The organism is Serratia sp. AKBS12, from assembly GCF_024793895.1.
Taxonomy (GTDB): domain Bacteria; phylum Pseudomonadota; class Gammaproteobacteria; order Enterobacterales; family Enterobacteriaceae; genus Serratia_F.
The window spans coordinates 193,469-219,453 of sequence record NZ_JANUSB010000002.1; the positions used below are offsets into that span (position 1 = coordinate 193,469).

Below are 25,985 nucleotides of genomic sequence, written 5' to 3' on the forward strand. Positions count from 1 at the left end.
TCATGAAGCTGACCACGGAAACCCCAACGACAGAACAAGCCATTGAATCACGGGTATATGGCAAAATTACCCGCCGCCTGATCCCTTTCCTGATTTTGTGCTATTTCTTCGCTTACCTGGATCGCGTTAACGTCGGCTTCGCCAAGCTGCATATGCAAGATGCCCTTAGCTTCAGCGATACCGTGTATGGCCTGGGTGCCGGCATATTCTTTATCGGTTATTTTATTTTTGAGCTGCCTAGCAACCTGCTGATGCAACGCTACGGCCCACGTTTCTGGATCGCACGTATCATGGCAACCTGGGCGGTGCTGTCCGCAGCCATGATGTTTGTCACCACGCCAACCACTTTCTATGTACTGCGTTTCCTGCTCGGCGTAGCCGAAGCCGGTTTCTTCCCCGGTATCGTGTTCTATTTAACATTGTGGTTCCCGTCGTGGCGTTCCGCCCGCACGCTGGGCCTGTTTATTCTGGTCACACCATTGTCGGTGATTATCGGCAGCCCGCTTTCCGGCTTGATCCTCAAGCTGTTTGAAGACGTCGGTAATTTGCATAACTGGCAATGGTTGTTCCTGGTCGAGGCGATCCCCTCTTTTGTGCTGGCCTTTGTGGTGCTGCGTTACCTGGATAACAACGTGGCCGAAGCCACATGGCTCACCACCGCAGAGAAAAACCTCGTGCTGGCCGACCTGGCAAGGGATAGTAACAACCGGGATCGTGCGGCAAACGGCAAAGCAGCCCACAGCCTGAAAGAGATGCTGGCGAACCGCTATGTCTGGTTGCTGGCGCTGATTTTCTTCAGTTTCAACGTCGGTTATTACGGCGTCAGTTTCTGGCTGCCTTCCATTATTAAAACCTCGGGCATCAGCGACGATTTCCAAATCGGCCTACTGGCAGCCTTACCCTACGTTTTTGGTGCCGCATTTATGGTCTGGAACAGCCGCCACTCCGATCTGAAACAGGAGCGTCGCTGGCATATCGCCATTCCGGCAGTGATTGGCTGTATCGGTCTGACATTGAGCGCCTATTGCAGCGGCTCCACTTTCTGGATGATGACCTGGATCTGCGTTGCGATGTCCGGCACCCTGGCGCTGATCCCCACCTACATCAGCCTGCCTGGCACTCTGCTTTCCGGCACCGCCGCCGCTGCCGGTATTGCCCTGGTGAACTCTGTCGGCAATCTCGCGGGTTTCTTCGGCCCTACCGTGCTCGGCTGGCTGAAAGACCAAACCGGCCAAACCGACAGCGGCCTATACATTCTGGCGGGTTTCCTGCTGCTCTGTGCGCCGTTGATCTTCATGCTGCCAGCCAAACTGCTTGGCGCTAAAAAAAACCACGACACGCCCCCCCATGTAGAACAACCTGACACTGACAACCCTTTGAATATCAACGAGAGAATTTGACTATGAGCGGATGTGGAACCTGCGGCAACGGTGGTTGCAGCACGCATTTCAACCCCATTCTGGAAGGCGATGACGGCGCTTTGAAGCGCGCGCTGTACAAATCCATGGGGCACAGTGACGAACAGCTGCGCCGCCCGGTGATCGCCGTGGTCAACAGCTATACCAATGCCACCGCCGGTCATGCCAATCTGAACGAACTGACGGCCAAGGTATTGCAAGGCATTGAAGAAGCCGGCGGCGTCGGCATGGTATTTGGCACTATCGCTCCCTGTGATGGCATCGCCGAAGGGCATCTCGGCATGCGCTATATTCTGGCCGCTCGCGAAGTGATCACCGCCTCAATCGAGGTGATGATGCGTGCCCATCGTTTCGACGGTATGGTATTGCTGGGTTCTTGCGACAAAATCGTTCCCGCTATGCTGATGGCTGCGGCACGGTTGGACATTCCGGCTATTATGGTCAATGGCGGACCGATGTACCCGGCAGAATATAAAGGCAAACACTGGGATGGCAATATCGTCACCGAGGCCATCGGTTGGAAGATGCGAGGCGAAATCGATGAGGCAGAATTTGCACATATCGAAAATATCGCCGAACCCGGTCCTGGCTCCTGCACCATGTATGGCACTGCCAATACCATGTGTTGTATCGCCGAAGTGCTCGGCATGAGTCTGCCAGGCAGTAGCACGCTGCCCGCAGTTTCGGACGCGCGCCGTACGTGCGCAATCGACAGCGGGCGCACCGCGGTCGAACTGGTATTGAAAGGCATCAACGCGCGCCAGATCATCACCGCTGCCTCAATCCGCAATGCGGTGATCTACCTGCTGGCTACGGGAGGCTCTACCAACGCCATTCTGCATCTGCAAGCCATTCATTACGAAGCGGAACTGGGCCATCTGCCTCTGTCTGTCTTCGATGAGTTGAGCCATCAGGTACCGTTGGTCGCTTCGCTCTACCCGGCCAGCGAACACGACATGATCGATTTTTGGGAGGCGGGTGGCGTACCGGCAGTAGAGATTGAGATTGCCAGGCTGCTCGATCTCAATGCATTAACCGTTACCGGTAAAACCAAGGCTGAACTATTGGCGAAAACGCAGCCAAGTCGACGCCCGGAGGTCATCCACACCTTGGCTATTCCGGTGCGTAATGAGGCCGGCGTCGCGGTACTGCACGGCAATCTGTCACCGCTCGGCTGCGTCGTAAAACCGGCCGCCGTTCCGGAAAATTTAATGTGTTTCCGTGGGCCTGCCGTGGTGTTCAACAGCGAGCTGGAATCTGTTGAGGCGATAATGTCTGGCCATATCAAACCGGGTAGTATCCTGGTTCTGCGCTATGAAGGTCCCAAAGGTGGCCCCGGCATGCCGGAAATGTACAAGCCAATGAAATCTCTGGAGGGCATGGGATTAGCCGACAGCTGTGCCCTGATCACCGACGGCCGTTTTTCCGGCTCCAACCGAGGGTTGTTTGTCGGACATATATCGCCTGAGGCGGTGGACGGTGGCGAACTGGCATTGGTGCAGAACGGCGACGAGATATCCGTCGATATTCCCATGCGAACCCTGACACTGCACGTCAGCGAGGCGGTTTTGGCGCAGCGGCGTCAACGCTGGCAGCCGGTGGACAAAGAGGTACCACGCGGCTTCCTGCGTTTATATCGCCGCTGGGCTTTACCTGCCGCGCAGGGTGCCGTATTAGCCGATCGGGAGGTGAAGTAATGAACCGTTACCAAGCGACTAATATTGCCGGGGTCAACCCGATCGTCGCGATGCCGTTCAAGGCTAATGGCGAGACCGACCCACAGAGTTTTATACATCTACTGGAACATTTGGCCGCAACCGGCGTTCAAGGCATGACGCTGTTTGGCATCGCCAGCGAATTCCCAAAACTCGAGGAACGCGAACGTGAGCGTCTGGCGGAAATATTTATCAACGAATTGGCGGGGGCGTCGCTATATCGCGCTATATCGATCACCGATCACAGCAGCGAAGTCGCCGTAAAACGCGCCCGGCATTATCAAAAACTGGGGGCTGATGCCTTGATGCTGTTGCCGCCGTTCTTTCTGCAACCCAGCCCGCAGGCGATCCAGCAGCATATTTTTGCCGTTTTGGAGGCGGTAGAGATCCCCGTAATGGTGCAATATGCGCCGGGCGAAACCGGTTTGCCGATCACCCCGCAACAATTGGCCGACGTGGCAGCCCGCTATCCCCATGCCGTCTTCAAGATTGAATGTAATCCACCGGTGGATTACACCCGGGAGTTTTTGCAATTGGCCCCACAGGCCAACGTGCTAAACGGCTATGCTGGCCTTTATATGCTGCAAATATTGGCCGCAGGCGGTAAAGGCGTGATGCCGGGTTGTTCGTTCAGCGAGGTTTACCTGAGTATTTTTCGTCATTGGCAAGGTGGCGAAGTAGAGCGGGCGCAGCAACTGCACCAGGCATTATTGCCTTATATCCAACGTTGGATGAGCCACTGCGAATACATCATCCAGATTGAGAAAACGATTTTACATCGGCGCAATATCATCGCTACCGACTATTGCCGCCATCCCGGTTGGCAACTGGCGCCGGAGGATCATCAGATGATCGACCAATTCCTGAACCGGTTTTCACTGTAACCGGTGGCTGCCTTATCTCGATCGACTCTGGGCCCAGCGCCAGGATAAACGGCAAGGCAACCAATAGCCAAGCGCAGCAAGGGGGCAAAAGCCCCCTAGGATAAAACGTACTCACCCGGTTAATACCAGCGCCTCATCGGCGATGGTCGCCAGCGGCCACCGCGCAGCGTATAGCGGCTGGTGCTAGGGGGCTGGCGTGGCCAGGCGGCTTTTGTCGGCAAAGGCTGCCGGCGCTTTGCCACTTAGCGTAAAGGCCGAAACACAGGTAAACAACAGCGCAATGCACCCCAGGATCAGATAGGCCGTTTTGAAACCGTACGCCGAATACATCATGCCGGCCGCGTATGACATGACGATCGCCGAAAGCTGCTTGAAAAAACAGAAGCCAAACAGGTAGATGGAAGCTGACAGCTTGACGTCGAATTGCGTGGTGATGTACTTGAAAATGCCGACCAGCAAAAACGGCACTTCAAACATATGCAGCGTTTTCAATACGATCACTGCCGGAACCGAATCCGCAAAGGACGATCCGATAATCCGTACCGACATGATGACCCCGGCGATCAACAAAGCATTTTTGCCGCCAATGCGGTTAATGATCAACGGTGCAAAAAACATGATGAAAGCGTTGAGAAACTCCCCGAGGGTGGTGACATAGCCAAATGCCTGGGTACCGGCATGACGATCCTGAAAGAACGAGGTGAAGAAATTGGCGAACTGCTGATCAAATACGTCATATACGCAGGCCACGCCGACGATATACATCACCAGATACCAAAATTTGCGCATCTTCAGCAGTTGTAGCGCGGACCGCACGCTTACCGGGTTCTTGTTCAACGCCAACTGGTCTGCCACCGTCACGGTGTGGCTTGTTTCTGGCCGGAACAGGAACAGCAGCAGCGCCAGAATCAGCGTGCAGCCCGACGCCAGCCAAAACGAAAACTGGTTATTGATGGTAAACATGTAGCCGACGATGGAAGCGCAAATCGCCCAGCCGATACAGCCAAACAGCCGTACCCGGCCATATTCGAAATGGCTGCGGCGACTGACTTTTTCAACGTAGGCTTCAATCGCCGGCGAACCGCCGCTGGCCACCAGCCCAAGGTAGAGACCACACAGCAGTGCACCGAGCCAAAAATGCGTTTGCAGTAACGGCGATATCACATAGATAAACAACGGCGCCAAAAACACCAGCAATATGATAATCATCCACAACAGGTGTTTTTTTAGCCCAAATTTATCGGTGATCACGCCAAACACCGGTTGGCAAACCAGGGCAAAGAACGCAGTAATCGAAAACACCAGGCCGGTTTGCTGTTGGTCGAGGTGGTTGACGTCATGCAGCCAGATGGGAAAGAAAGGCAGAATCGAACCAAGGATGAAAAAGTAGAAGAAGCAAAAGCCGCTGAATATCCAGAAATTCTTGTTTTTTAGATAGTACATAGCTCGCCATCCCTTTTTGCAGGCGCGGGATCCGCGCCCGTGGTGTTATTGGAGGAAGTGATATGCAGGAGAGAACGGTTAGTGGTACGCCGGCAGCCAGTCGCCGTGGGCTTCGATCAGGGCATCACACAGCTTGCGAATGTCATCGATGGATAATTCGGCCGAAGTATGTGGATCAAGCAGCGCGGCATGGTAAATCGCCTCGCGTTTCTGGGTCACCGCCGCTTCAATGGTCAGCAATTGAGTATTAATGTTGGTGCGGTTAAGCGCCGCCAGTTGCTCCGGCAAGTTACCGACGTGACACGGCGTGACCCCCTGTCCATCCACCAGGCAAGGTACCTCCACGCAGGCTTCATTGGGCAGGTTGGTGATCAACCCGGTATTGAGCACGTTACCGCCGATCTTGTACGGCCGATCGGTTTCCATCGCCTCGATGATGTACGAAGCGTACTCATGAGTTCGCGTGTGACTGAGGTGGGCATCGTGGGTCAGCGCCTGTTTTTGCTGCTCCCACTGGGCAATTTGCTCGACGCAGCGGCGCGGATATTCATCGAGTGGAATATTAAAGCGCTCGATCAGCTCCGGGTAGTTGCGCTTGATCCAGTAAGGCATATATTCGGCGTTATGTTCGGAGGACTCGGTCACGTAATAACCGAAGGTTTTCATGATTTCATGACGCACCATATCATCATGCTTGTCATGCAGCGCGGCGGCCCGGCGTTTGATTTCCGGATAGAGATCCTGGCCATGGCGTCGTATATCCAGCAACCAGGCCATGTGGTTAATGCCGGCGATATGGAACTGTACGCCATCGCTCGGCATGCCCACGCTTTTCAACAACGTTTCTGCGCACACCTGAACACTGTGACACAGCCCGACGGTTTTCACGCCGGTATGACGTAGCATCGCGCCGGTCAGTGAAGCCATCGGATTGGTGTAGTTCAACAGCCAGGCGTCAGGGCAGACCTCCTCCATGTCGCGCGCAAAGGAAAACAGCACCGGGATGGTACGCAGAGCGCGGAAGATGCCGCCAATGCCCAGCGTATCGGCAATGGTCTGGCGCAGGCCGAACCGGTTCGCCACCTCAAAGTCGGTGACGGTGCAGGGATCGTAGCCGCCAACCTGGATAGCGTTCACCACATAATCTGCATTTTTCAGCGCCGCACGACGCTGCTCGACGCCGAGATAAGGCGTGATGATCGCTTTGCCGCCGTTAACGTTTTGATTGATGTTATTGAGCATGGTCAGCGATTCATTCAAGCGGCCGCTATCAATATCGTACAGCGCGATTTCCACTTCCTGTAAGGCCGGGGTGCACATGATATCTCCCAATACATTCTTGGCAAAGATAGTGCTGCCAGCCCCCATAAACGTCACTTTAATCATCTCATTTCTCCACTGTTGCGAGGCAGATTACCGTTGGTGTGTGTTGAAAATAGTGTTCGGCCGAGTGGTTGTATATGGAGGAAAGTGACCTGCTTATGGGTAAAAATGACGCTCGGGGGAAAGTGTGAGCTGGGTCTTGCTGTACTTACAGAACAACATACGACATGACAACAAGCTGCTACCGTTAATGCCATGGCATGCCAATGTGAAGGGAGCGGTTGATGCATAAGAGTTTTACCCTGGCACACACTTCGAACATCGAGCTGAACGTGTTCCAGTTTGGCGTCGAAGATTGTGCACCGGGCCACTGTTTCGGCCCGGCGGTGCGCCAGCATTATCTATTTCATTATGTGATATCCGGTACCGGTACCTTACGTACCGAGCATGGTACTTTTAGCGTGCAACCCGGCGAGGGCTTTCTGATTTATCCGCACGATATCACCACCTACAGCGCCGACCAGCAGTACCCCTGGCACTACATGTGGATCGAAGTTGACGGGCTGATGGCGGCCAATATCTTTCAGCAATGCCGTCTCAGCCGCCAAATGCCGATTTATCGCCCGCAACGCTATACGCCCGACGCCGCTGAGCGAGGTTATCTGACAGAGATTGTCGCACACCAACAAAACGAAGCCTGGCTGAAGATTATTGGCTTGAGCTACCTGTTTTTTTCCGCGCTGATTGCCAATGCGCATGCGTCCCCCAAAGCAAAGCCGCCGGAGAAGCAGCGTCACCTGGCAAAGGCGATAAAATATATCGAGAGCCGTTACCACGAGAATATCTCTATCGCGCAGCTTGCCGATTATTGCAGCATTAATCGCAGTTATATGAGTCGACTGTTCAAGGCCGAGTTTGGACTCGGGCCAAAAGAATATCTGTTGCAGTATCGTATGGGCATCGCCGCCGGCCTGCTGCGCCACGGTAGTGCGGCCATCAAGGTTGTCGCCCTGTCGGTCGGCTACGCCAACCAACTGCATTTTTCCAAGGCATTCAAACAGGTACATGGACTGACGCCAAGCGCCTGGCGCCACGGCGCAGACGGCCAGAGCCTTGACGCGCGCATCGCGCCTCGGCTGATTGCGCCGACGCTGTAACGCAAAACGGGGAGCCGAAGCTCCCCGTTACCTTGCCGCTAGTGGCTCAATCAACCTGCTTGATGTCCATCCGCAGCTCTTTCGGCACCTCGAACACGATATTCTCTTCACGGCCGGTGATCTCATGCACCTCTTTGCCGCCCAGCGCCTTCAGACGACCGATCACATCCTGCACCAGCACATCCGGCGCCGAAGCCCCGGCGGTAACGCCGATGTTGCTGGCATTTTTCAGCCATTGCTCCTGAATGTCTGCCGCAGAATCAATCAGATAAGCAGGTTTGCCAACCCGCTGCGCCAGCTCGGCCAACCGATTGGAATTGGAGGAGTTCTTCGAGCCAACCACCAGCACCACGTCCGCGTCTCCTGCCAGATTGCGCACCGCTTCCTGCCGGTTGGTGGTCGCGTAGCAGATGTCGTCCTTGCGCGGGCCGATGATTTTCGGGAAGCGTTGACGCAATGCGTCAATCACGTCCGAAGTATCATCCACCGACAACGTGGTTTGCGTCATAAAGCACAGGTTGTCTTCGTTCTTCACCTGCAATTTCCACACGTCTTGCGGCGATTCAACCAGGTACATGCCCCCTTGCGGATTGCTGTACTGGCCCATGGTACCTTCGACTTCCGGGTGTCCGGCGTGACCGATAAGGATCGCCTCGGTACCCTTGCGGCTGGCGCGCGCGACTTCCATATGCACTTTGGTCACCAGCGGACAGGTGGCGTCAAACAGCATGGTCAATTCGCGCGCTTTGGCTTCGGCTCGCACCGCCTGCGAAACGCCGTGTGCCGAGAAGATCAGAATCGAGCCGTCCGGTACTTCGGCAATTTCTTCGATAAACACCGCGCCGCGTGCGCGCAGGCTGTCCACCACGTAGCGGTTATGCACCACTTCGTGACGCACGTAGATCGGCGCGCCATAAAGCTCCAGCGCACGTTCCACGATGCTGATCGCACGATCAACCCCGGCACAAAAGCCGCGAGGGTTAGCCAGCAATATTTGCATGCGTCTCCTCCTGCTGCGGGTCGATTTCCAGTACCTCGATATCGAAGGTCACCGGGTGTCCCGCCAGCGGATGGTTAAAATCAACGGTCACCGATTCTTCTGCAACTTCACGCACCACGCCCGGCATTTCGCTACCGTCGATGGCAGTGAACAGCATAATGGTGCCCACTTCCGGCACGCCGGTTTGCGCAAAGTCACGGCGCAAGAAGAACTGAATCAGATCCGGGTTATTGTCGCCAAAAGCGTCTTCCGGTTGTAGCGTGAACGCGCATTTATCGCCGGCACGCAGGCCAACCAGCTGCTGCTCCAACGGCGCCGACAAACTGCCGTCGCCAAGGCGAAACAGCGCCGGCTTGCCGTTACCGCGCGTAGATTCCGCGGTGGAACCGTCTTCCAGTTTCAGCGTAAAGTGCACCAGCACCGCGCTGTCGGGTTGTACTTGGGCCGTCATGTTACTCACCTTGTTGCTTGTCCTGGCTGTCGCCTGCCCGCTTGCTGGCCGGCAGGAAACCTTCTAATACGATCATCGCAGCCCCTACGCAGATGAAGCTGTCTGCCAGATTGAAGGTCGGGTAATGCCAGTTGCCGACGTAAAAATCGATAAAGTCGACCACGAAGCCATGCCACAGGCGGTCGAACAAATTACCCAGCGCCCCACCGATAATAAAAGCGTAGGCGATATTGTTCAGCTTCTGCGTCGCCTGGCTGCGATACATCATCACCAGCAGCACCACCACAATCGCGATGGCAATGCCGGCAAAGAACCAGCGCTGCCAGCCGCCATGGTCGGCCAGGAAGCTGAACGCCGCGCCGTAGTTACGTGCATAGTACAGGTTAAACGAGGGGATCAAGGGCTGGGACTGGCCCAGCACAAAATGACTCAGGATCCACTGCTTGCTGGCAAAATCCAGCACCAGCACCACCAACACCAGCCACAGCCAACGCAGGCCGGTCGAACAGATCGGTTTTTTCATCAGGCACTTGTTCATTAGGCAAAGTTACGCTTTTCGCCGTCGCCGGCAACGTTGGTTACACAGCGGCCGCAGAGATCTGCGTGCTCCGCTACCTTGCCGATGTCGGTAGTGAAATGCCAGCAGCGTGGGCACTTCTCGCCTTCAGCAGTACCGAAGGCGATTTTCAGACCCTTCAGCAATTCGCTCTGCTGGGCATCTGCCGGAGCGTCTGCCAGCGGTGCAACGCGCGCAGCGGAAGTCAGCAGCACAAAGCGCAGCTCATCCTGCAGGCTGTTCAAGCGGGCCGCCAGCGCGTCATCGGCATACAGCGTCACCGCAGCCTCCAATGAACCGCCGAGGCGTTTGTCCGCCCGCGCCTGTTCCAGCACCTTGTTCACTTCGCCACGAACCTTCAGCAGCTCGGCCCAGAAGGCGTCGTTCATGCTTTCGCCCTCAGCCAGGCCGAACAGGCCGTCGTACCATTCTTCGGTAAAGACGTATTGCGCACGTTTACCCGGCAGGAAGCCCCAGATTTCGTCTGCGGTAAAGGACATGATCGGCGCCATCCAGCGCACCAGCGCTTCCGCAATATGGAACAGCGCAGTCTGACAGCTGCGGCGGGCGACGCTGTCGCTCTTCGCGGTGTACTGGCGATCCTTGATGATATCCAGATAGAACGACCCCATCTCGACCGAACAGAACTGCATCAGGCGCTGTACCACTTCGTGGAAATCGTAATTGGCGTATGCCTGTTCGATATCCAGCTGTGCCGCCTGTGCACGACCGACTGCCCAGCGATCCAGTACCACCATTTCGTCCGGCGCCACGCAGTCGCGGCTTGGATCGAAGCCATTGAGGTTCGCCAGCAGGAAACGCGCGGTGTTGCGGATGCGACGATAGGAATCCGCTGCACGCTTCAGGATTTCGTCAGATACCGCGATCTCGCCGGTGTAATCGGTCGACGCGACCCACAGACGCAGAATATCGCCGCCCAGCTTGTTCATCACGTCCTGAGGACTGATAGTGTTACCGATCGACTTGGACATTTTGCGGCCCTGACCGTCGACGGTGAAGCCGTGGGTCAGCACTTCTTTGTAAGGTGCCTTGCCCTTCATGGCGGTGGAGATCATCAACGAGGACATAAACCAGCCGCGGTGTTGATCGGAGCCTTCCAGGTACATGTCCGCACCATGGCCATGGAACTCGGGGCGCACGTCAACCACCGACGCGTGGGTCGACCCGGAGTCGAACCAGACGTCCAGCGTATCCGGCACTTTCACGTAGTCGGCCGCTTCCGCGCCGAGGATATCGGCCGGTTGCAGATCCCACCATGCCTGGATGCCGTCCTGCTCCACGCGTTTGGCGACCTCTTCCATCAGCTCGACGCTGCGGGGATGCAGCTGCTCGGTGTCTTTATGCACGAACAGCGACATCGGCACACCCCAGGTACGCTGACGCGAGATACACCAGTCCGGGCGGTTCGCCACCATCATTTCAATGCGCGCCTGGCCCCAGTCTGGGATCCACTGCACGCCCTTGATCTCTTCCAGCGACTGCTGACGCAGGCCTTTTTGATCCATGCTGATGAACCATTGTGGCGTAGCGCGGAAGATGATCGGCGTTTTATGACGCCAACAGCACGGGTAGCTGTGCACCAGTTTTTCTACGTGCAGCAACGCGCCCGCGTCGCGTAGCATCTCTACGATCAGATCGTTGGCCTTGAAGACAAACTTGCCGTCCAGCAGCGGATGAGTGCCGGTCAGGTAACAGCCGTTCGGCCCTACCGGATTGGCGATTTCCAGGCCGTATTTCTGGCTGATCACAAAGTCGTCCGGGCCGTGGCCGCCAGCGGTGTGCACCGCACCGGTACCGGCGTCCAGCGTGACGTGGTCGCCCATGATCGCCGGCACGTCGAACCCCATGAACGGATGCTGGAAGCGCAACAGCTCCAGATCGCCACCCTGGCAGCTGCCCAGCACCTGCCAGTCGGCAATACCGGCGCGTTTCATCACGCTTTCCACCAACTCCGCCGCCAGGATCAGGCATTGGCCGTCAATCTGTACCAATTGATAGGTGAAGTCCGGGTGCAGCGAGATGGCGCGGTTAGCCGGTAAGGTCCAAGGCGTGGTGGTCCAGATGACCAGCGAAACCGGGCCATTGACGCTGCTGACGCCGAATTTGGCGGCCACCGCAGCCGGATCGACCGCCTGGAACGCCACGTCGATCGACGGCGAGGTCTTGTCGTAATATTCTACTTCTGCTTCGGCCAGCGACGAGCCGCAGTCGGTACACCAGTGTACCGGCTTGGCGCCTTTCAGCAGATGACCGTTGCTGATGATTTTACCCAGCGCGCGGATGATGTTGGCTTCGGTTTTGAAGTCCATGGTCAGGTACGGACGATCCCAATCGCCCAGTACGCCCAGACGGATGAAGTCTTTTTTCTGGCCTTCAACCTGCTCGGCGGCATACTCGCGGCATTTCTGGCGGAATTCCGCCGCCGTGAGCTTTTCGCCCGGCTTGCCGTACAGCTGTTCCACTTTCAGTTCAATCGGCAGGCCATGGCAGTCCCAGCCCGGTACGTATGGCGAGTCGAAGCCGGACATCCCTTTCGACTTGATAATAATGTCTTTGAGAATTTTATTAACCGAGTGACCAATGTGAATGCTGCCGTTCGCATACGGAGGGCCGTCATGCAGAATGAAGGTTTTTTTGCCCTTTTTGGCAGCACGAATAATCCCGTACAGATCCTGTTCATACCAACGTTGCAGCATGCCAGGTTCGCGCTTGGCGAGATCGCCGCGCATCGGGAACCCTGTTTCCGGCAAGTTCAGGGTGTTCTTGTAGTCACTCATTAGATTCTCGATCTCGTTTCGGTTTGTGAGATTAAACCGGTGTCTTTAGCCCGAAGAAACTCCGGGCCGTCACCACATCATTGGCGATTTGCTGCTTCAGCGCATCGAGCGAAGCAAAACGCTGTTCATTGCGCAATTTTGCGCGGAGCACCACGTCAAGGTGGCGCCCATAAAGATCCATTGTGACATCCAGCAAATGCACTTCCAGTTGCTGACGCACGCCGGCAACGGTCGGGCGGGTGCCGATATTGGCCACGCCCGGCAGCGGCTGGGGCCCCAGGCCATACACATCCACCGCATAGACCCCTTTTACCGGGGCAACCAGGCGTTTTAGCGGCAGGTTGGCAGTAGGAAAGCCGATGGTGCGCCCCAACTCGTCGCCGTGCACCACGCGCCCGGAAATGCTGTACGGATGCCCGAGCAGCTTTTCCGCCAGCGGCAGGTCGTCATCACGCAGCGCATTGCGAATCGCCGTGCTGCTGATGCGCCGCTCGCCCTCACGGAAGGTCGGCGTGCTGACTACCTCAAAGCCGTATTCCTCGCCGGCTTTTTGCAACAGTGGGAAATCGCCAATGCGATTGGCACCGAAGCGAAAGTCATCCCCCACCATCAGGAACCTGACGCCCAGTTTCTCCACCAGCAGCTCGGCAATGAACGCCTGCGCGGTATTGGCGGCAAAACGGGGATCGAACTTGACGCACAGCAGGGTATCTACCCCGGCCTGCGCCAGATATTTGGCCTTGTCACGCAGGCGCGTAAGACGGGCCGGCGCCTTGTCCGCTGCAAACAGTTCCAGCGGTTGCGGCTCAAAAATCATGACTATCACCGGCAGCCCAAGGCGTTTGCCCTCTTGCTCCAGCTGCTCCAGCAGCGCCTTGTGACCGCGATGAACGCCGTCAAAGTTGCCGATGGTGAGCACGCAACCACGGTGGCGTGCCCGGATATTGTGAATGCCGCGAATTAGCTCCATAGCTGGCTCAAAACAGTGGAAATCGGCGGATTATACCTTGTACAGCGGTTAAGGTTAACCCGCGATTGCTTCCTTGGATGTAATAGTCACACCATACCGGAGATACGCCGCCGGAGAAACGTCTAAACCGCAGTTTCTCCGGCGGCGAACGCCGGTTTTATGCCCGGCAGCAATGGCTTGGCATCACCACGCAGCAAACAGTGGCGAATTTTCTCGCGAAACACTGTATTCCCATGGCCGAAGCTGGTAAAATCCTGCGCCATCACAACGTAGCAAGTGCCGCCCGTACAAACGGCGCTTATTTGCACAAATCCATTGACAAACGAAGGCTAAAAGGGCATATTCCTCGGCCTTTGAATTGTCCTCAATAGAATATATTTGGGAGTTGGACCTTGGCTAATATCAAATCAGCTAAGAAACGCGCCGTACAGTCTGAGAAACGCCGCAAGCATAACGCTAGCCGTCGCTCAATGGTGCGTACCTTCATCAAGAAGGTAGACGCAGCTATCGCAGCTGGCGATAAAGAAGCAGCACAAAACGCATTCACCGTAATGCAACCACTTGTGGATCGCCAGGCAGCTAAAGGCCTGATCCACAAAAACAAAGCAGCGCGTCATAAGTCAAACTTGTCCGCGCGCATCAACGCAATGCAATAAGCATTACGTTGTCTGCTTGTTGAAAAAACCGGCCTTGGCCGGTTTTTTTACGCCTGTCGTCAACGTCAGAAGTTGAACAGCGCCGAAAAGTCCTTGTTGCACACCCGCTGCACCGCCGGATGCTGGATCATTCGCTCAGCGAAGATGATGTAATATTCTTCCTGCACGTTATCGATACGACCGATTTCCACCACCGCGTCGTCATTATAGGTATCTTGCGCATACAGCGTTGGCGCCACGAAGATGGCATTGTGATACATGCCGAACGCCTTCATCAATGCCGCATCGTCAAATTCACCGAGAATTTCTACCTGGATGCCCTGGGTATTGAACCAGTTGAGCAATTGACGCCCGAGCATGGAACGACGGCCGGGGATTAATAGCTTACGCTGTTCCAGACAGGCGGGGAACGGCAGGTCCGGCACCGGCTGTCGGCAGAAGAAGCTGATGCCGCATTCACCCAGTTTCAACGAAAACAGCCCTTCCTGCTGGCTGGAGTCTACCGGACAGTCTGAAATAATCATGTCCAGCTTGTGCTGGCTCAGCTGTTCCAGCAGCATCTCGTGCGTCGATTCAAAGCAGCGCAGGTGAATCTGTTCGTGATCGACCACTGCGGTTTCCAGCACCTGGCTCACCAGCCGTTTGGACAGGGCATCCGCCACGCCGACGTCAAACAGCAAATTGGATTCTTTGCGGTAGTTGACGATATCCAGCATTTCCTGGCTGAGCATAAACATCTTGTCCGCGTAGCGGAATACCAACTGACCCAGTTCAGTAGGCACCAGCCCCCGCCCCTGGCGTTTGAACAACTTGCCATCCAGCCGCTCTTCCAGCGCCTTAATCTGGCCGGTGATGGTCTGTGGTGTCAGAAACAGCGCTTCGGCAGCGCCAACCACCGATCCTTCTTTGCAAACCTGCCAGAAGTAGTAGAGATGATTAAAGTTGATATGCGACATTCTCACGCGGTGAACTCCTTACGTTTCGCTGCGGCAAACGGTCTGCCGGATTAAGCGACAAACTCCCTTTGTTATTCGGACCACGAATTACAACGCTTGCTCCAAACAACGTGGCCGAAGCTACAGGAAAATCTCCCTACAGCTCCGACCAGATAGTGTAGTGCATCGATCAGATGAATGGTTAACCTAATCGAACTACCTTACTTTTGGCAACGAAAGACGCAGCAGACTATAGCCAACCGTCGCCGCCATCGTCGACCCCAACAGGATGCCCAGGCGAGAATACGTGCTCAGGGCAACCATGGTTTCGCTGAAGGCCAGCGAAGCGATAAAGATCGACATGGTGAAACCAATACCGCACAGCACCGAAACGGCAAATACCTGTTTAAATCCGATCCCCTCGGGCAGCCGCGCGATACCCATCTTCACCGCCAACCAACTAAAGAGGAAGATGCCCAGCGGCTTGCCGATAAACAACCCGGCGGCAATGCCCATCGGCAGCAACGAGGTCAGCCCGTCGAGCGTGACGCCTTGCAGTGATACGCCGGCGTTGGCAAAGGCGAACAACGGCAGAATCAAAAACGCCACCCAAGGATGCAACTCGTGTTCCAGGGTTTCCGAAGGTGACGGCCCCTTCTTGACGTTCAACGGGATCATAAAGCCGACAATAACACCGGCCAGGGTCGCGTGCACTCCAGACTTCAGGATCGCCACCCACAGCACCAGGCCAACTATCATGTAGATGGAGGTTTTACCCACCCCGCGCCAGTTCATGATCGCCAGCAGCGCCACCGCCGCCGCCGCCACCCCCAGTGCCGTCATCGACACCTCATGGGTATAGAACAGCGCAATAATAATAATGACGCCCAGATCATCAATGATGGCGAGTGCCAACAGGAAGACTTTCAGACTGGTCGGCACACGATTGCCCAACAGCGCCATCACGCCAAGCGCAAAGGCAATGTCCGTCGCCGCCGGGATCGCCCAGCCCTGACGCGTCACCTCATCGGCGCCGTTGAACAGCAGGTAAATCAGCGCCGGCGCCAGCATGCCGCCCAATGCAGCGACGGCCGGGAAAATGGCTTTATCCCGCCCTGCCAGCGAGCCTTGCATCAGCTCGCGTTTGACTTCCAGCCCGACCACCAGGAAAAAGATCGCCATCAGGCCATCATTGATCCACAGCAGCAGTGGCTTGGCAATTTCCAGCGAGGAAATCTTCACCATCACCGGTAAATTCAGAAAGGCCTGATAAATCCCCTGGGCCGGGGTGTTGGCCATGATCAAGGCAATAATGGCCGCCACGATCAGTATTACGCCGCCAGCGGCTTCCTGGCGTAAAAATTGACGAATAATATTGGTCACTCGGTTTGCTCCCGGTATCAGCATCGCGTTTCCGCTTCGCTTTCCAAACGATAAACTGAGTATAGCCCGCATAATGATTCGAAAAAACAAGTTTATTAATGCACAAATACTCGGAATAATCGATTCATAAGAGCCTTAAGTCACATTTTATATAGGGTTATAACTGGCCTTACGGCAAATAAAAACCCCGGTTAGAAACCGGGGTTGTCATAGAGGAATAACGGCAACGCTTAACGCGTCAGATCGTCAAAGAACTTTTTCACGCCATCGAAGAAGCTCTTCGAACGTGGGCTGTTCTTGTCACCGGACGGGCCACCCAGGCTCTCTTCCAACTCTTTGAGCAGCTGTTTCTGCCGATCGTTGAGTTTAACCGGGGTTTCCACCACTACGCGGCACAGCAAATCGCCCTGGCTGCCACCACGTACAGATTTAACCCCTTTGCCACGCATGCGGAACAGCTTGCCGGTCTGCGTTTCCGCCGGTACCTTCAGGTTGACACGCCCGTCGAGCGTCGGCACTTCGATTTCACCGCCCAGCGCAGCCATGGCAAAGTTGATCGGCACTTCGCAATACAGGTTGTTACCTTCACGTTCGAAAATCGGGTGAGCCTTCACCTGAACCTGAACGTACAGGTCGCCCGCAGGCGCACCGTGCTCACCGGCCTCGCCCTCGCCTGCCAGACGAATGCGGTCGCCGGTATCCACGCCGGCAGGAATTTTCACCGACAGCGTTTTGGATTTTTCCACCCGGCCATGACCATGGCACTTATTGCAGGGATCTTTAATGATCTGACCGCGGCCATGACAATGTGGACATGCCTGCTGCACGGTGAAGAAGCCCTGGCGCATTTGCACCTGGCCCTGGCCGTGACAGGTTGGACAGGTCACCGGTGAACTGCCCGGCTTGGCGCCGCTGCCATGGCAGACGTCGCACTCTTCCAACGTTGGAATACGGATCTCTTTGGTTACGCCACGCACCGCCTCTTCGAGGGACAGTTCCATGTTGTAACGCAGATCGGAACCGCGACTGGCGCGCTGACGGCGACCGCCGCCAAAGATATCGCCAAACACGTCGCCGAAAATATCGCTAAAGTCGGCACCGCCGCCAAAACCACCGGCACCACCGCCCATCCCGCCCTGCTCAAACGCAGCGTGACCGTATTGGTCATAAGCGGCGCGTTTCTGGTCGTCAGTCAGGATCTCGTAAGCTTCCTTGATCTCTTTAAACTTGGTTTCGGCGTCTGTTTCCTGGTTACGGTCCGGATGGTATTTCATCGCCAGGCGCTTGTAGGCCTTTTTGATTTCGCGCTCATCCGCCGTTTTGGCGACGCCAAGAACCTCGTAATAGTCTCTTTTCGCCATTATTTTGCAAACCCTTAACATGCGTGCACGGGCGTAGAGTTGCCTCGACGCCCGTGCTGGTTTCCGGTAACGCCACAGTCGACGTTACCGTGCCCGCTTAAGGGCGATTATTTTTTATCTTTAACTTCTTCAAACTCGGCATCGACCACGTCGTCGTCTTTCTTCGCCGCGTTGTCTGCACCTGCGTCAGCACCCTGTGCCTGCGCCTGAGCCTGAGCCATTTCCAGCAGTTTGCCGGAAACCTGCACCAGCGCCTGGGTTTTCGCTTCGATGTCGGCTTTGTCTTCGCCTTTCGCTGCGGTTTCCAGATCTTTCAGTGCGCTTTCGATAGCCGTTTTGTCTTCAGCCGGCAGTTGCTCGCCTGCTTCTTCCAGCTGCTTACGGGTACCGTGGATCAGGTGATCCGCCTGGTTGCGCGTTTGTACCAGCTCTTCGAACTTACGGTCAGACTCGGCGTTCGCTTCGGCATCACGCACCATTTTCTGGATTTCCTCTTCGTTCAGACCAGAAGAAGCCTTGATGGTGATTTTCTGCTCGCGACCGGTGTTCTTGTCTTTGGCAGAAACGTGCAGAATGCCGTCGGCATCGATGTCGAAAGTCACTTCGATCTGCGCCATGCCACGCGGTGCTGCCTGAATACCGTCCAGGTTGAACTGGCCCAGCGACTTGTTGTCGTTGGCGCGTTTACGCTCACCCTGCAGCACATGGATGGTTACCGCAGACTGGTTGTCCTCGGCGGTCGAGAATACCTGGCTGTGCTTGGTCGGGATGGTGGTGTTCTTGGTGATCAGTGGAGTCATTACACCGCCCATGGTTTCGATACCCAGCGACAGCGGGGTAACGTCCAGCAGCAGCACGTCCTTCACATCACCGGCCAACACGCCGCCCTGGACCGCAGCACCGATCGCTACCGCTTCATCCGGGTTAACGTCTTTACGCGGTTCTTTACCGAAGAAATCGGCAACTTTTTTCTGAACCATTGGCATACGAGTCTGACCGCCCACCAGGATCACGTCCTGAATGTCGGAAACCGACAGGCCGGCATCTTTCAGCGCCACTTTCAGCGGTTCAATGGAACGCGTAACCAGGTCTTCCACCAGTGACTCCAGTTTTGCGCGGGTCACTTTGATGTTCATGTGTTTTGGACCGGTGGCGTCTGCCGTCACGTACGGCAGGTTTACATCGGTCTGCTGAGCGGAAGAGAGTTCGATCTTCGCTTTTTCAGCTGCTTCCTTCAAACGCTGCATCGCCAGTGGGTCGTTACGCAGGTCGATACCCTGGTCTTTCTTGAATTCATCAACCAGATAGTTGATCAGACGGCTGTCGAAGTCTTCACCACCCAGGTGGGTATCACCGTTGGTCGCCAGCACTTCGAAGGTTTTTTCGCCGTCAACGTCGTCGATTTCGATAATCGAAATATCGAAGGTACCACCACCCAGGTCATAAACCGCGATGGTACGGTTGCCGACTTCTTTGTCCAGGCCATAGGCCAGGGCAGCTGCGGTCGGTTCGTTGATGATACGTTTTACTTCCAGGCCCGCGATACGGCCGGCATCTTTGGTCGCCTGACGCTGCGCATCGTTGAAGTAGGCCGGTACGGTAATAACCGCTTCAGTTACCGGTTCACCCAGGTAATCTTCCGCCGTCTTTTTCATTTTCTTCAGCACTTCGGCAGAGATCTGCGGCGGTGCCATTTTCTGGCCTTTCACTTCCAGCCATGCGTCGCCGTTATCCGCCCCGATGATTTTGTACGGCATGATGTCTTTGTCACGCTGTGCTTCTTCGTCCTGGAAGCGACGGCCAATCAGGCGCTTGATCGCAAACAGGGTATTCTGCGGGTTAGTAACAGCCTGACGCTTAGCCGGCTGGCCAACCAGAGTTTCACCATCCTGGGTATATGCAATGATCGAAGGAGTTGTGCGGTCGCCCTCGGCGTTTTCCAGCACGCGTGCCTTGTTACCATCCATAATTGCTACACAAGAGTTGGTAGTACCCAGGTCGATACCAATAATTTTGCCCATCTAAACGTCTCCACTAATAAATTCATGTTCGGTCAGGTTGCTAACCAATATGCGGGCGTTTTTTTGCTTTTCAACTGCCCGAAAGTTCACGCCTCAACGCGGTTAGCAACTGCGGTTGAGAATAAGATGGGGTCATCCCGACCGGCATCAAGGGGCAAGGCAAAAAAAATTTCTTTTTTATCCCCTGTCAGATCATTGTTTCCTGCTCGGCGGATCATTATGATGCCGCGCGCTCTGATGGAAATTAGCCTTTTTTCCGCCATTCGGGTCATTTCTTTTTTAAATAAGCTGTTTTCATTAATTTTCTGTTATTGCAGAGGACATATGCACACCAACAAGTTGGCGAATCCTGGCCCTCTGGGTCTGATGGGCTTCGGGATGACCACCGTCTTGCTGAACCTGCACAATGCGGGATTTTTTCCACTGACGTCCGTTATTCTCAGCATGGGGATCTTCTTCGGAGGGCTGGCGCAGATTCTTGCCGGGCTGCTCGAATACAAGAAAGGCAATACCTTTGGCTTGACCGCCTTTACCGCCTACGGCAGCTTCTGGCTGAGTCTGGTCGGGGTGCTGTTGCTGCCGCGCCTGGGGCTGGCTGAGCCAACCGACGCCACCTTCCTCGGCGTCTATCTAGCACTGTGGGGCATCTTCACACTGTTTATGTACTTCGGTACGCTGCGCGCCAACCGGGCATTACAGTTCGTGTTTGCCAGCCTGACGCTGCTGTTTACCTTGCTGGCGATCGGCAACATCACCGGCAACGCGGCCATTTTGCGCTTTGCAGGCTATGAAGGGATGCTGTGCGGCGCCAGCGCCATTTATCTGGCCATGGCAGAAGTGCTTAATGAGCAACTGGGCCGCAAGGTGTTGCCAATCGGCGAAGTAAAACCGACGGCACAAGTAACGCTGTCAGCACAAGCATAAACTGTATCAATGACAGGCCCTGCGGGTTAAACGCAGGGCCTTTTTTATACCAGCGATCCGCTGCGCTGTGTCTGGCGCTCGCCGTTCAGGTCACGATGCAGATAAATGCCCAACGCCAACCCAAGCACCGACAGCGCTAACACATAGTAAGCGGGCGCTAACGGGGTTAACTTCATGATCAAGGTCACAAATATTGGAGTTAAACCACCAAAAATGGCGTACGCAACGTTATATGAAAACGAAATGCCGCTAAACCGCACTTCTGCAGGGAAAGCGCGCACCATCACATAAGGCACCGCCCCCACCACGCCTACGCTAAACCCCACCAGCGCATAGCAGGCAAACAGCATTTCAGGGCGAACCCCCACCGTCTGATAGAACCACCAGCTGCATGCCGCCAACAGTACGCTACCCACCATAAAGGTTTTACTGGCGCCAAAGCGGTCTGCCGCCAGACCGGCGCTGATGCAGCCGAAAATCAGCATGATGGTGGCAATACTATTGGCCTGCAAGGTCAGCGCCGGCGCGATACCGAACTGCTTTTGCAGGTAGGTGGGCGTCATGAGGATCACCACCACGATACCGGCCGATAGCAGCCAGGTCAGCAGCATCGACACCACCACTTCTTTCTTATGGTTCACCACCACCGATTTCAGCGGTAGCTCTTCCGCCAGCGCCTTGCGCTCCTGCATTTCGATAAAAATCGGCGTTTCCCGCAGCCAGCGGCGCAAATACATGGCTATCAAACCAAACACACCGCCCAGCAGGAACGGGATACGCCAACCGCCGGCGGCAATGCTTGTCGGACTGAGGGTGGTATTGATGATGGTCGCCACCAGCGACCCCAGCAGGATGCCGACGGTCAGCCCGGCGGTCAGGGTTCCACAGGCGAAGCCAATGCGCTTGCGCGGAACGTGTTCGGCCACAAATACCCAGGCACCCGGCACCTCGCCGCCGATAGCGGCACCTTGCAACATACGCAGCAACAGCAGCAATAACGGCGCAGCGATGCCAATATTGGCGTAGGTTGGCAACAGGCCCATACCCAGCGTCGGTAGCGCCATTAATAAAATGCTCAAACTGAACATCTTCTTGCGGCCCACCAGATCGCCAAAATGCGCCATGATGATGCCACCCAGCGGGCGCGCCAGATAGCCGGCGGCAAAGATGCCGAAGGTCTGCATCAGTCGCAGCCATTCAGGCATGTCTGCCGGGAAGAACAGTTCACCCATTACCGCGGCGAAGAAAACGAAGATAATGAAATCGTAAAACTCCAACGCTCCGCCCAGCGCAGCCAACGTCAGAGTTTTATAGTCTTGCCGGTTCAACCGGCGATTATTATCGTGATGCATAGGGTACCGTCAGAGGAAGCAGTTGGAATCATGCGTATCCGCGGATACGCTGTAAACGTATGCTTACTATAACGGCAAATTATTTTCACACCACCCTACTCTTTACCTTTAGCGCGCTCGTTATGAATTGGGCTCCCGGCGCGCGTTTTTAGGGCGAAAAGCGGCGACCACCGCATCATGGGTTTCCACATACGGGCCTTCCAGCAGTTGGATACAGTACGGCACGCTGGCAAAAATGCCATGCACCACCACGCCGCCCTGCGGATCCTTGACCCCTTCCAGCGTTTCCTTGATCGATTTCGGTTGACCCGGCAGGTTGATGATCAGCGCCTGCTTGCGGATCACCCCCACCTGACGTGAAAGAATTGCCGTCGGCACATAGTGTAGGCTGATTTGCCGCATTTGCTCACCAAAACCCGGCATGACGCGGTCGGCAATCGCCAGCGTGGCGTCCGGTGTTACATCGCGCCGCGCCGGGCCGGTACCTCCGGTGGTCAGCACCAGATGGCAGCCCATCTCATCCACCAGCTCACACAGCGTGTGTTCAATCAGCATCTGTTCATCGGGGATCAGACGAGTTTCCAGTTTGAACGGCGTTGCCAGCGCACCAGCCAGCCATTCGGCCAACGCCGGAATGCCTTTATCCTGATAAACGCCGCCGGAAGCGCGGTCAGAAATTGAAACCAAACCAATGCGTAATGTATCCATGCTTACCTCTACTGCCTGAAGACGTCGGACGGGTTGTTTCCCCTCCTGTTATCAATGCGCAGAGTATACGGCGTCTGGCCGTCGGCGGAAGCCGCGCACATAAAAAAAGGCGGCCTAAGCCACCTTTTTCAGCATTGTCTGCGGTTATTACAGCAGATCGGCGATCATTTTTTCCAGTTTGCCCTGGTCTACGGCAAACTTGCGGATACCGTCGGTCAGTTTTTCAACCGCCATTGGATCCTGGTTGTGCTGCCAGTAGAACTCAGGCTCGGTCAGCGGGGCCGGACGCGCTTTGACTTCACCGGTGTAGGACAGTTTGCGCTCCAGCGCGCCCTCGCTTTCTGCCAGCTCTTTTAACAGCGCAGGCGCGATGGTCAGGCGGTCACAACCTGCCAGTTCGATGATTTCACCAACGTTACGGAAGCTGGCACCCATCACGACGGTATCGTAGCCGTGCTGCTTGTAATACTGGTAAATCTCGGTAACCGATACCACGCCCGGATCTTCGTGCGGCGCAAATTCTTTCTTGTCGCCGTTCGCCTTGTACCAGTCGAGGATACGGCCAACAAACGGAGAAATCAGGTAGACGCCGGCCTCGGCGCAGGCGCGAGCCTGAGCAAAGGAGAACAGCAGGGTCAGGTTACAGTTGATGCCTTCTTTTTCCAGACGCTCCGCCGCGCGGATGCCCTGCCAGGTCGAAGCCAGTTTGATCAGGATACGATCGTTGCTGATGCCAGCTTCGTTATACAGTTTAATCAGACGCTTGGCCTTGGCAACGCTGGCTTCGGTGTCATAAGACAGACGCGCGTCCACTTCGGTGGAGATGCGACCTGGCACCAGCTTCAGGATTTCCAGACCAATATTAACCGCCAGTTTGTCGGCGGCGTCGGCGATTTGCTGTTCGCGATCGCTGCTCTGCTCACGCGCCCAGGCAATGGCTTCGTCGATCAGTTTGCGGTATTCAGGAATTTGGGCTGCATTGAGGATCAGCGAAGGGTTGGTGGTGGCATCTTGCGGTTGATACAGCTTCATTGCAGCAATATCACCCGTGTCCGCAACCACCGTAGTGAGCTGACGTAGGGAAGTCAATTTATCGGTCATGTTGGCATTATCTCATCGTTTGTGCATGAACTTTTGGCATCGTTCAACCATGCCCTTTGCTGATAATAACATGCGCCAGGCCCGGCGCAAGGCTGGAAAATCGTGGCCAGACAGCGTGTGTTTTATCCTTGGGCGAGCAACCGTTTACGCCGCTATCTTTCGCCATTTCCTACAGTTTTAAAAGACAATAACGTGCTTTGGGTTGAAAAAATAATGTTAAATTTCCAAAATTGTGTGCAATTGACAGAAAAACCTGAGAAAAACCTCGGCTCGCCGAAACGCGTCTGCTTCCGGCTAAACGCGGGTAAAAAACTAGACCTATGCATTTCACCCCGGTGAATGCCGCGCTGTGCGCCTTACGTCGCTAACAAGGAGGGATCCGTGACGGATCTGATTAATTTTATTAACAATATCTTATGGGGCTCGGTACTGATCTATCTGCTGCTTGGTACCGGCATTTACTTTACTCTGCGCACTCGTTTTATTCAGTTACGCCACTTTGGCCACATGTTCTCGGTGCTAAAGAACAGCAATAAAAGCGACAGTTCGGGGATATCTTCCTTCCAGGCATTGTGTACCACGTTGGCCGCGCGCGTTGGCACCGGCAACCTGACCGGCGTTGCCATTGCCCTGACCGCTGGCGGCCCCGGCGCCATCTTCTGGATGTGGGTGGTGGCTTTCATCGGCATGGCTACCTCGTTCATTGAAAGCACGCTGGCCCAGCTGTACAAAACCCGCGACGATCGCGGTAACTACCGTGGAGGCCCGGCGTATTACATGGAAAAGGGTCTTGGGATGCGCTGGATGGGTGTGCTGTTTTCCATCTTCCTGATCATCGCCTTCGGCCTGGTATTCAACGCGGTTCAGGCCAACTCCATTGCCCAGGCCAGCGCGGTCGCCTTCGACTTTAATCCGTTGTATGTCGGTATTGGCCTGGTGATACTGAGTGGCATCGTGATCTTCGGCGGTATTCGCTCCATTGCCCGCGTGGCGGAGCTGGTGGTGCCGATCATGGCTATCGCCTATCTGCTGCTGGCCTTTTGGGTTATTGCCCAGCATATCGAGCAGCTCCCGGCCATTTTCACCCTGGTGGTCAAAAGCGCCTTTGGTCTGCAAGAAGCAGCGGCCGGTGCGGTGGGCTATGGAATTTCTCAGGCAATGACCCACGGCGTACAGCGCGGGTTATTCTCCAACGAAGCCGGTATGGGGTCGGCGCCAAACGCCGCAGCGTCTGCAGCGCCCTATCCGCCACACCCCGCTTCGCAAGGCTATGTACAAATGCTCGGCGTGTTCATCGACACTATCGTCATCTGTAGCGCCACCGCGGCGATTATTCTGGCTTCCGGCGCGCTGGATAACCCGAGCGCCGGTATCAGCGGCATCGAACTGACGCAGCGTGCGCTGTCCAGCGCGGTCGGCAGCTGGGGCTCGCCGTTTGTCGCCATTGCCATCTTCTTTTTTGCCTTTACGTCGATCATTGCCAACTACGCCTATGCCGAAAACAACCTGATCTTTCTGGAGCACAATCACCCCGCGCGCTTGCTGATATTCCGTTGCGTAGCTCTGGGAATGGTGATGTTCGGCGCGTTGGCGGAGCTGCCGATGGTGTGGAAAATGGCCGATACCGCGATGGCGCTGATGGCGATCACCAACCTGACGGCGATCCTGCTGCTTTCCCGCGTGGCGTTGAAGCTGGCGCGTGATTACAACCAACAACGCGCGCTGGGTAAATTGCCGACCTTCGATCCACAGCATTATCCGGAGCTGAAATCCCAACTGGAACCCGGCGTCTGGGAGGATAACAAGCCGCAGTAACGTCCAACGATTCA

Annotated in this window: 21 protein-coding genes; 7 read left to right on the forward strand and 14 right to left on the reverse strand. The window is 55.7% G+C overall.

The features are described from left to right. Window positions 1-2: 2 nt before the first annotated feature. From NYE85_RS00850 to NYE85_RS00860, 3 genes are read left to right on the forward strand one after another with little or no spacing between them, the layout of a single operon-like run. Window positions 3-1,400 (forward strand): MFS transporter, encoded by a 1,398-nt coding sequence (locus tag NYE85_RS00850; RefSeq protein WP_259002451.1) that lies wholly within the window; start codon window positions 3-5, stop codon window positions 1,398-1,400. Window positions 1,401-1,402: 2 nt separating this feature from the next. Then, window positions 1,403-3,115: a dihydroxy-acid dehydratase gene (gene ilvD, locus NYE85_RS00855; RefSeq protein WP_259002453.1), complete on the forward strand. Its 1,713-nt coding sequence runs from the start codon at window positions 1,403-1,405 to the stop codon at window positions 3,113-3,115. Beyond that, complete coding sequence (locus NYE85_RS00860) at window positions 3,115-4,017, forward strand: dihydrodipicolinate synthase family protein (protein ID WP_259002454.1); 903 nt, start codon at window positions 3,115-3,117, stop codon at window positions 4,015-4,017. The genes ilvD and NYE85_RS00860 overlap by 1 nt, the downstream gene beginning before the upstream one ends. A 183-nt stretch (window positions 4,018-4,200) precedes the next feature. Here NYE85_RS00860 and NYE85_RS00865 read toward each other — a convergent pair whose 3' ends face one another. Beyond that, the gene (locus NYE85_RS00865; RefSeq protein WP_259002455.1) at window positions 4,201-5,460 is read right to left on the reverse strand and encodes an MFS transporter; all 1,260 of its coding nucleotides are present in this window, start codon (window positions 5,458-5,460) and stop codon (window positions 4,201-4,203) included. A gap of 78 nt (window positions 5,461-5,538) precedes the next feature. Beyond that, window positions 5,539-6,846 carry an alpha-glucosidase/alpha-galactosidase gene (locus NYE85_RS00870; RefSeq protein ID WP_259002456.1) on the reverse strand — a complete coding sequence of 436 codons (1,308 nt, stop codon included), beginning with the start codon at window positions 6,844-6,846 and terminating at the stop codon, window positions 5,539-5,541. Window positions 6,847-7,067: 221 nt separating this feature from the next. On the opposite strand from NYE85_RS00870, the gene NYE85_RS00875 reads away from it, so the two are divergent. After that, window positions 7,068-7,940 (forward strand): AraC family transcriptional regulator, encoded by an 873-nt coding sequence (locus NYE85_RS00875; protein WP_259002457.1) that lies wholly within the window; start codon window positions 7,068-7,070, stop codon window positions 7,938-7,940. 46 nt (window positions 7,941-7,986) lie between these two features. On the opposite strand, the gene ispH is transcribed toward NYE85_RS00875, so the two are convergent. Genes ispH through ribF form a run of 5 tightly spaced genes read right to left on the reverse strand, consistent with a single transcriptional unit; the run spans window position 7,987 to window position 13,715 of the window. Next, the gene (gene ispH, locus NYE85_RS00880) at window positions 7,987-8,940 is read right to left on the reverse strand and encodes a 4-hydroxy-3-methylbut-2-enyl diphosphate reductase (RefSeq protein WP_259002458.1); all 954 of its coding nucleotides are present in this window, start codon (window positions 8,938-8,940) and stop codon (window positions 7,987-7,989) included. Next, on the reverse strand, window positions 8,921-9,391 hold the full coding sequence (gene fkpB / locus NYE85_RS00885) for an FKBP-type peptidyl-prolyl cis-trans isomerase (RefSeq protein WP_259002459.1): 471 nt from the start codon (window positions 9,389-9,391) through the stop codon (window positions 8,921-8,923). Before fkpB ends, ispH begins: the two co-directional genes overlap by 20 nt. Before the next feature lies 1 nt (window position 9,392). Next, complete coding sequence (gene lspA / locus NYE85_RS00890) at window positions 9,393-9,914, reverse strand: signal peptidase II (protein ID WP_259002460.1); 522 nt, start codon at window positions 9,912-9,914, stop codon at window positions 9,393-9,395. Between the two features lie 14 nt (window positions 9,915-9,928). Then, window positions 9,929-12,745, reverse strand: coding sequence for an isoleucine--tRNA ligase (ileS, locus tag NYE85_RS00895; RefSeq protein ID WP_259002461.1), 2,817 nt, complete (start codon window positions 12,743-12,745; stop codon window positions 9,929-9,931). Window positions 12,746-12,776: 31 nt separating this feature from the next. Then, window positions 12,777-13,715 (reverse strand): bifunctional riboflavin kinase/FAD synthetase, encoded by a 939-nt coding sequence (gene ribF / locus NYE85_RS00900; protein WP_259002462.1) that lies wholly within the window; start codon window positions 13,713-13,715, stop codon window positions 12,777-12,779. 392 nt (window positions 13,716-14,107) lie between these two features. On the opposite strand from ribF, the gene rpsT reads away from it, so the two are divergent. Then, window positions 14,108-14,371, forward strand: a complete 264-nt coding sequence (gene rpsT / locus NYE85_RS00905; RefSeq protein WP_039991180.1) for a 30S ribosomal protein S20 — start codon at window positions 14,108-14,110, stop codon at window positions 14,369-14,371. 65 nt (window positions 14,372-14,436) lie between these two features. Here the strand turns inward: rpsT and nhaR are convergent, their stop codons facing one another. The 4 genes from nhaR to dnaK form a co-directional block, all read right to left on the reverse strand. Then, a complete protein-coding gene (nhaR, locus tag NYE85_RS00910) occupies window positions 14,437-15,333 on the reverse strand; it encodes a transcriptional activator NhaR (protein WP_259002463.1) in 897 nt (298 codons plus the stop codon). Window positions 15,334-15,522: 189 nt separating this feature from the next. Then, entirely contained in the window at window positions 15,523-16,689 is a 1,167-nt protein-coding gene (gene nhaA / locus NYE85_RS00915) for a Na+/H+ antiporter NhaA (RefSeq protein ID WP_259002464.1), read from the reverse strand. A gap of 230 nt (window positions 16,690-16,919) precedes the next feature. Beyond that, the gene (dnaJ, locus tag NYE85_RS00920; RefSeq protein WP_259002465.1) at window positions 16,920-18,050 is read right to left on the reverse strand and encodes a molecular chaperone DnaJ; all 1,131 of its coding nucleotides are present in this window, start codon (window positions 18,048-18,050) and stop codon (window positions 16,920-16,922) included. Window positions 18,051-18,157: 107 nt separating this feature from the next. After that, window positions 18,158-20,071: a molecular chaperone DnaK gene (gene dnaK / locus NYE85_RS00925; RefSeq protein ID WP_259002466.1), complete on the reverse strand. Its 1,914-nt coding sequence runs from the start codon at window positions 20,069-20,071 to the stop codon at window positions 18,158-18,160. 324 nt (window positions 20,072-20,395) lie between these two features. On the opposite strand from dnaK, the gene satP reads away from it, so the two are divergent. Then, complete coding sequence (gene satP, locus NYE85_RS00930) at window positions 20,396-20,995, forward strand: acetate uptake transporter (protein WP_259002467.1); 600 nt, start codon at window positions 20,396-20,398, stop codon at window positions 20,993-20,995. Window positions 20,996-21,039: 44 nt separating this feature from the next. Here the strand turns inward: satP and NYE85_RS00935 are convergent, their stop codons facing one another. From NYE85_RS00935 to tal, 3 genes are all read right to left on the reverse strand, one after another. Continuing rightward, window positions 21,040-22,347 (reverse strand): MFS transporter, encoded by a 1,308-nt coding sequence (locus NYE85_RS00935; RefSeq protein WP_259002468.1) that lies wholly within the window; start codon window positions 22,345-22,347, stop codon window positions 21,040-21,042. 120 nt (window positions 22,348-22,467) lie between these two features. Further along, window positions 22,468-23,055, reverse strand: coding sequence for a molybdopterin adenylyltransferase (gene mog, locus NYE85_RS00940; RefSeq protein ID WP_259002469.1), 588 nt, complete (start codon window positions 23,053-23,055; stop codon window positions 22,468-22,470). A gap of 147 nt (window positions 23,056-23,202) precedes the next feature. Further along, window positions 23,203-24,156: a transaldolase gene (gene tal / locus NYE85_RS00945; RefSeq protein ID WP_259002470.1), complete on the reverse strand. Its 954-nt coding sequence runs from the start codon at window positions 24,154-24,156 to the stop codon at window positions 23,203-23,205. 381 nt (window positions 24,157-24,537) lie between these two features. On the opposite strand from tal, the gene NYE85_RS00950 reads away from it, so the two are divergent. Next, on the forward strand, window positions 24,538-25,971 hold the full coding sequence (locus NYE85_RS00950) for a sodium:alanine symporter family protein (RefSeq protein WP_259002471.1): 1,434 nt from the start codon (window positions 24,538-24,540) through the stop codon (window positions 25,969-25,971). Window positions 25,972-25,985 lie beyond the last annotated feature (14 nt).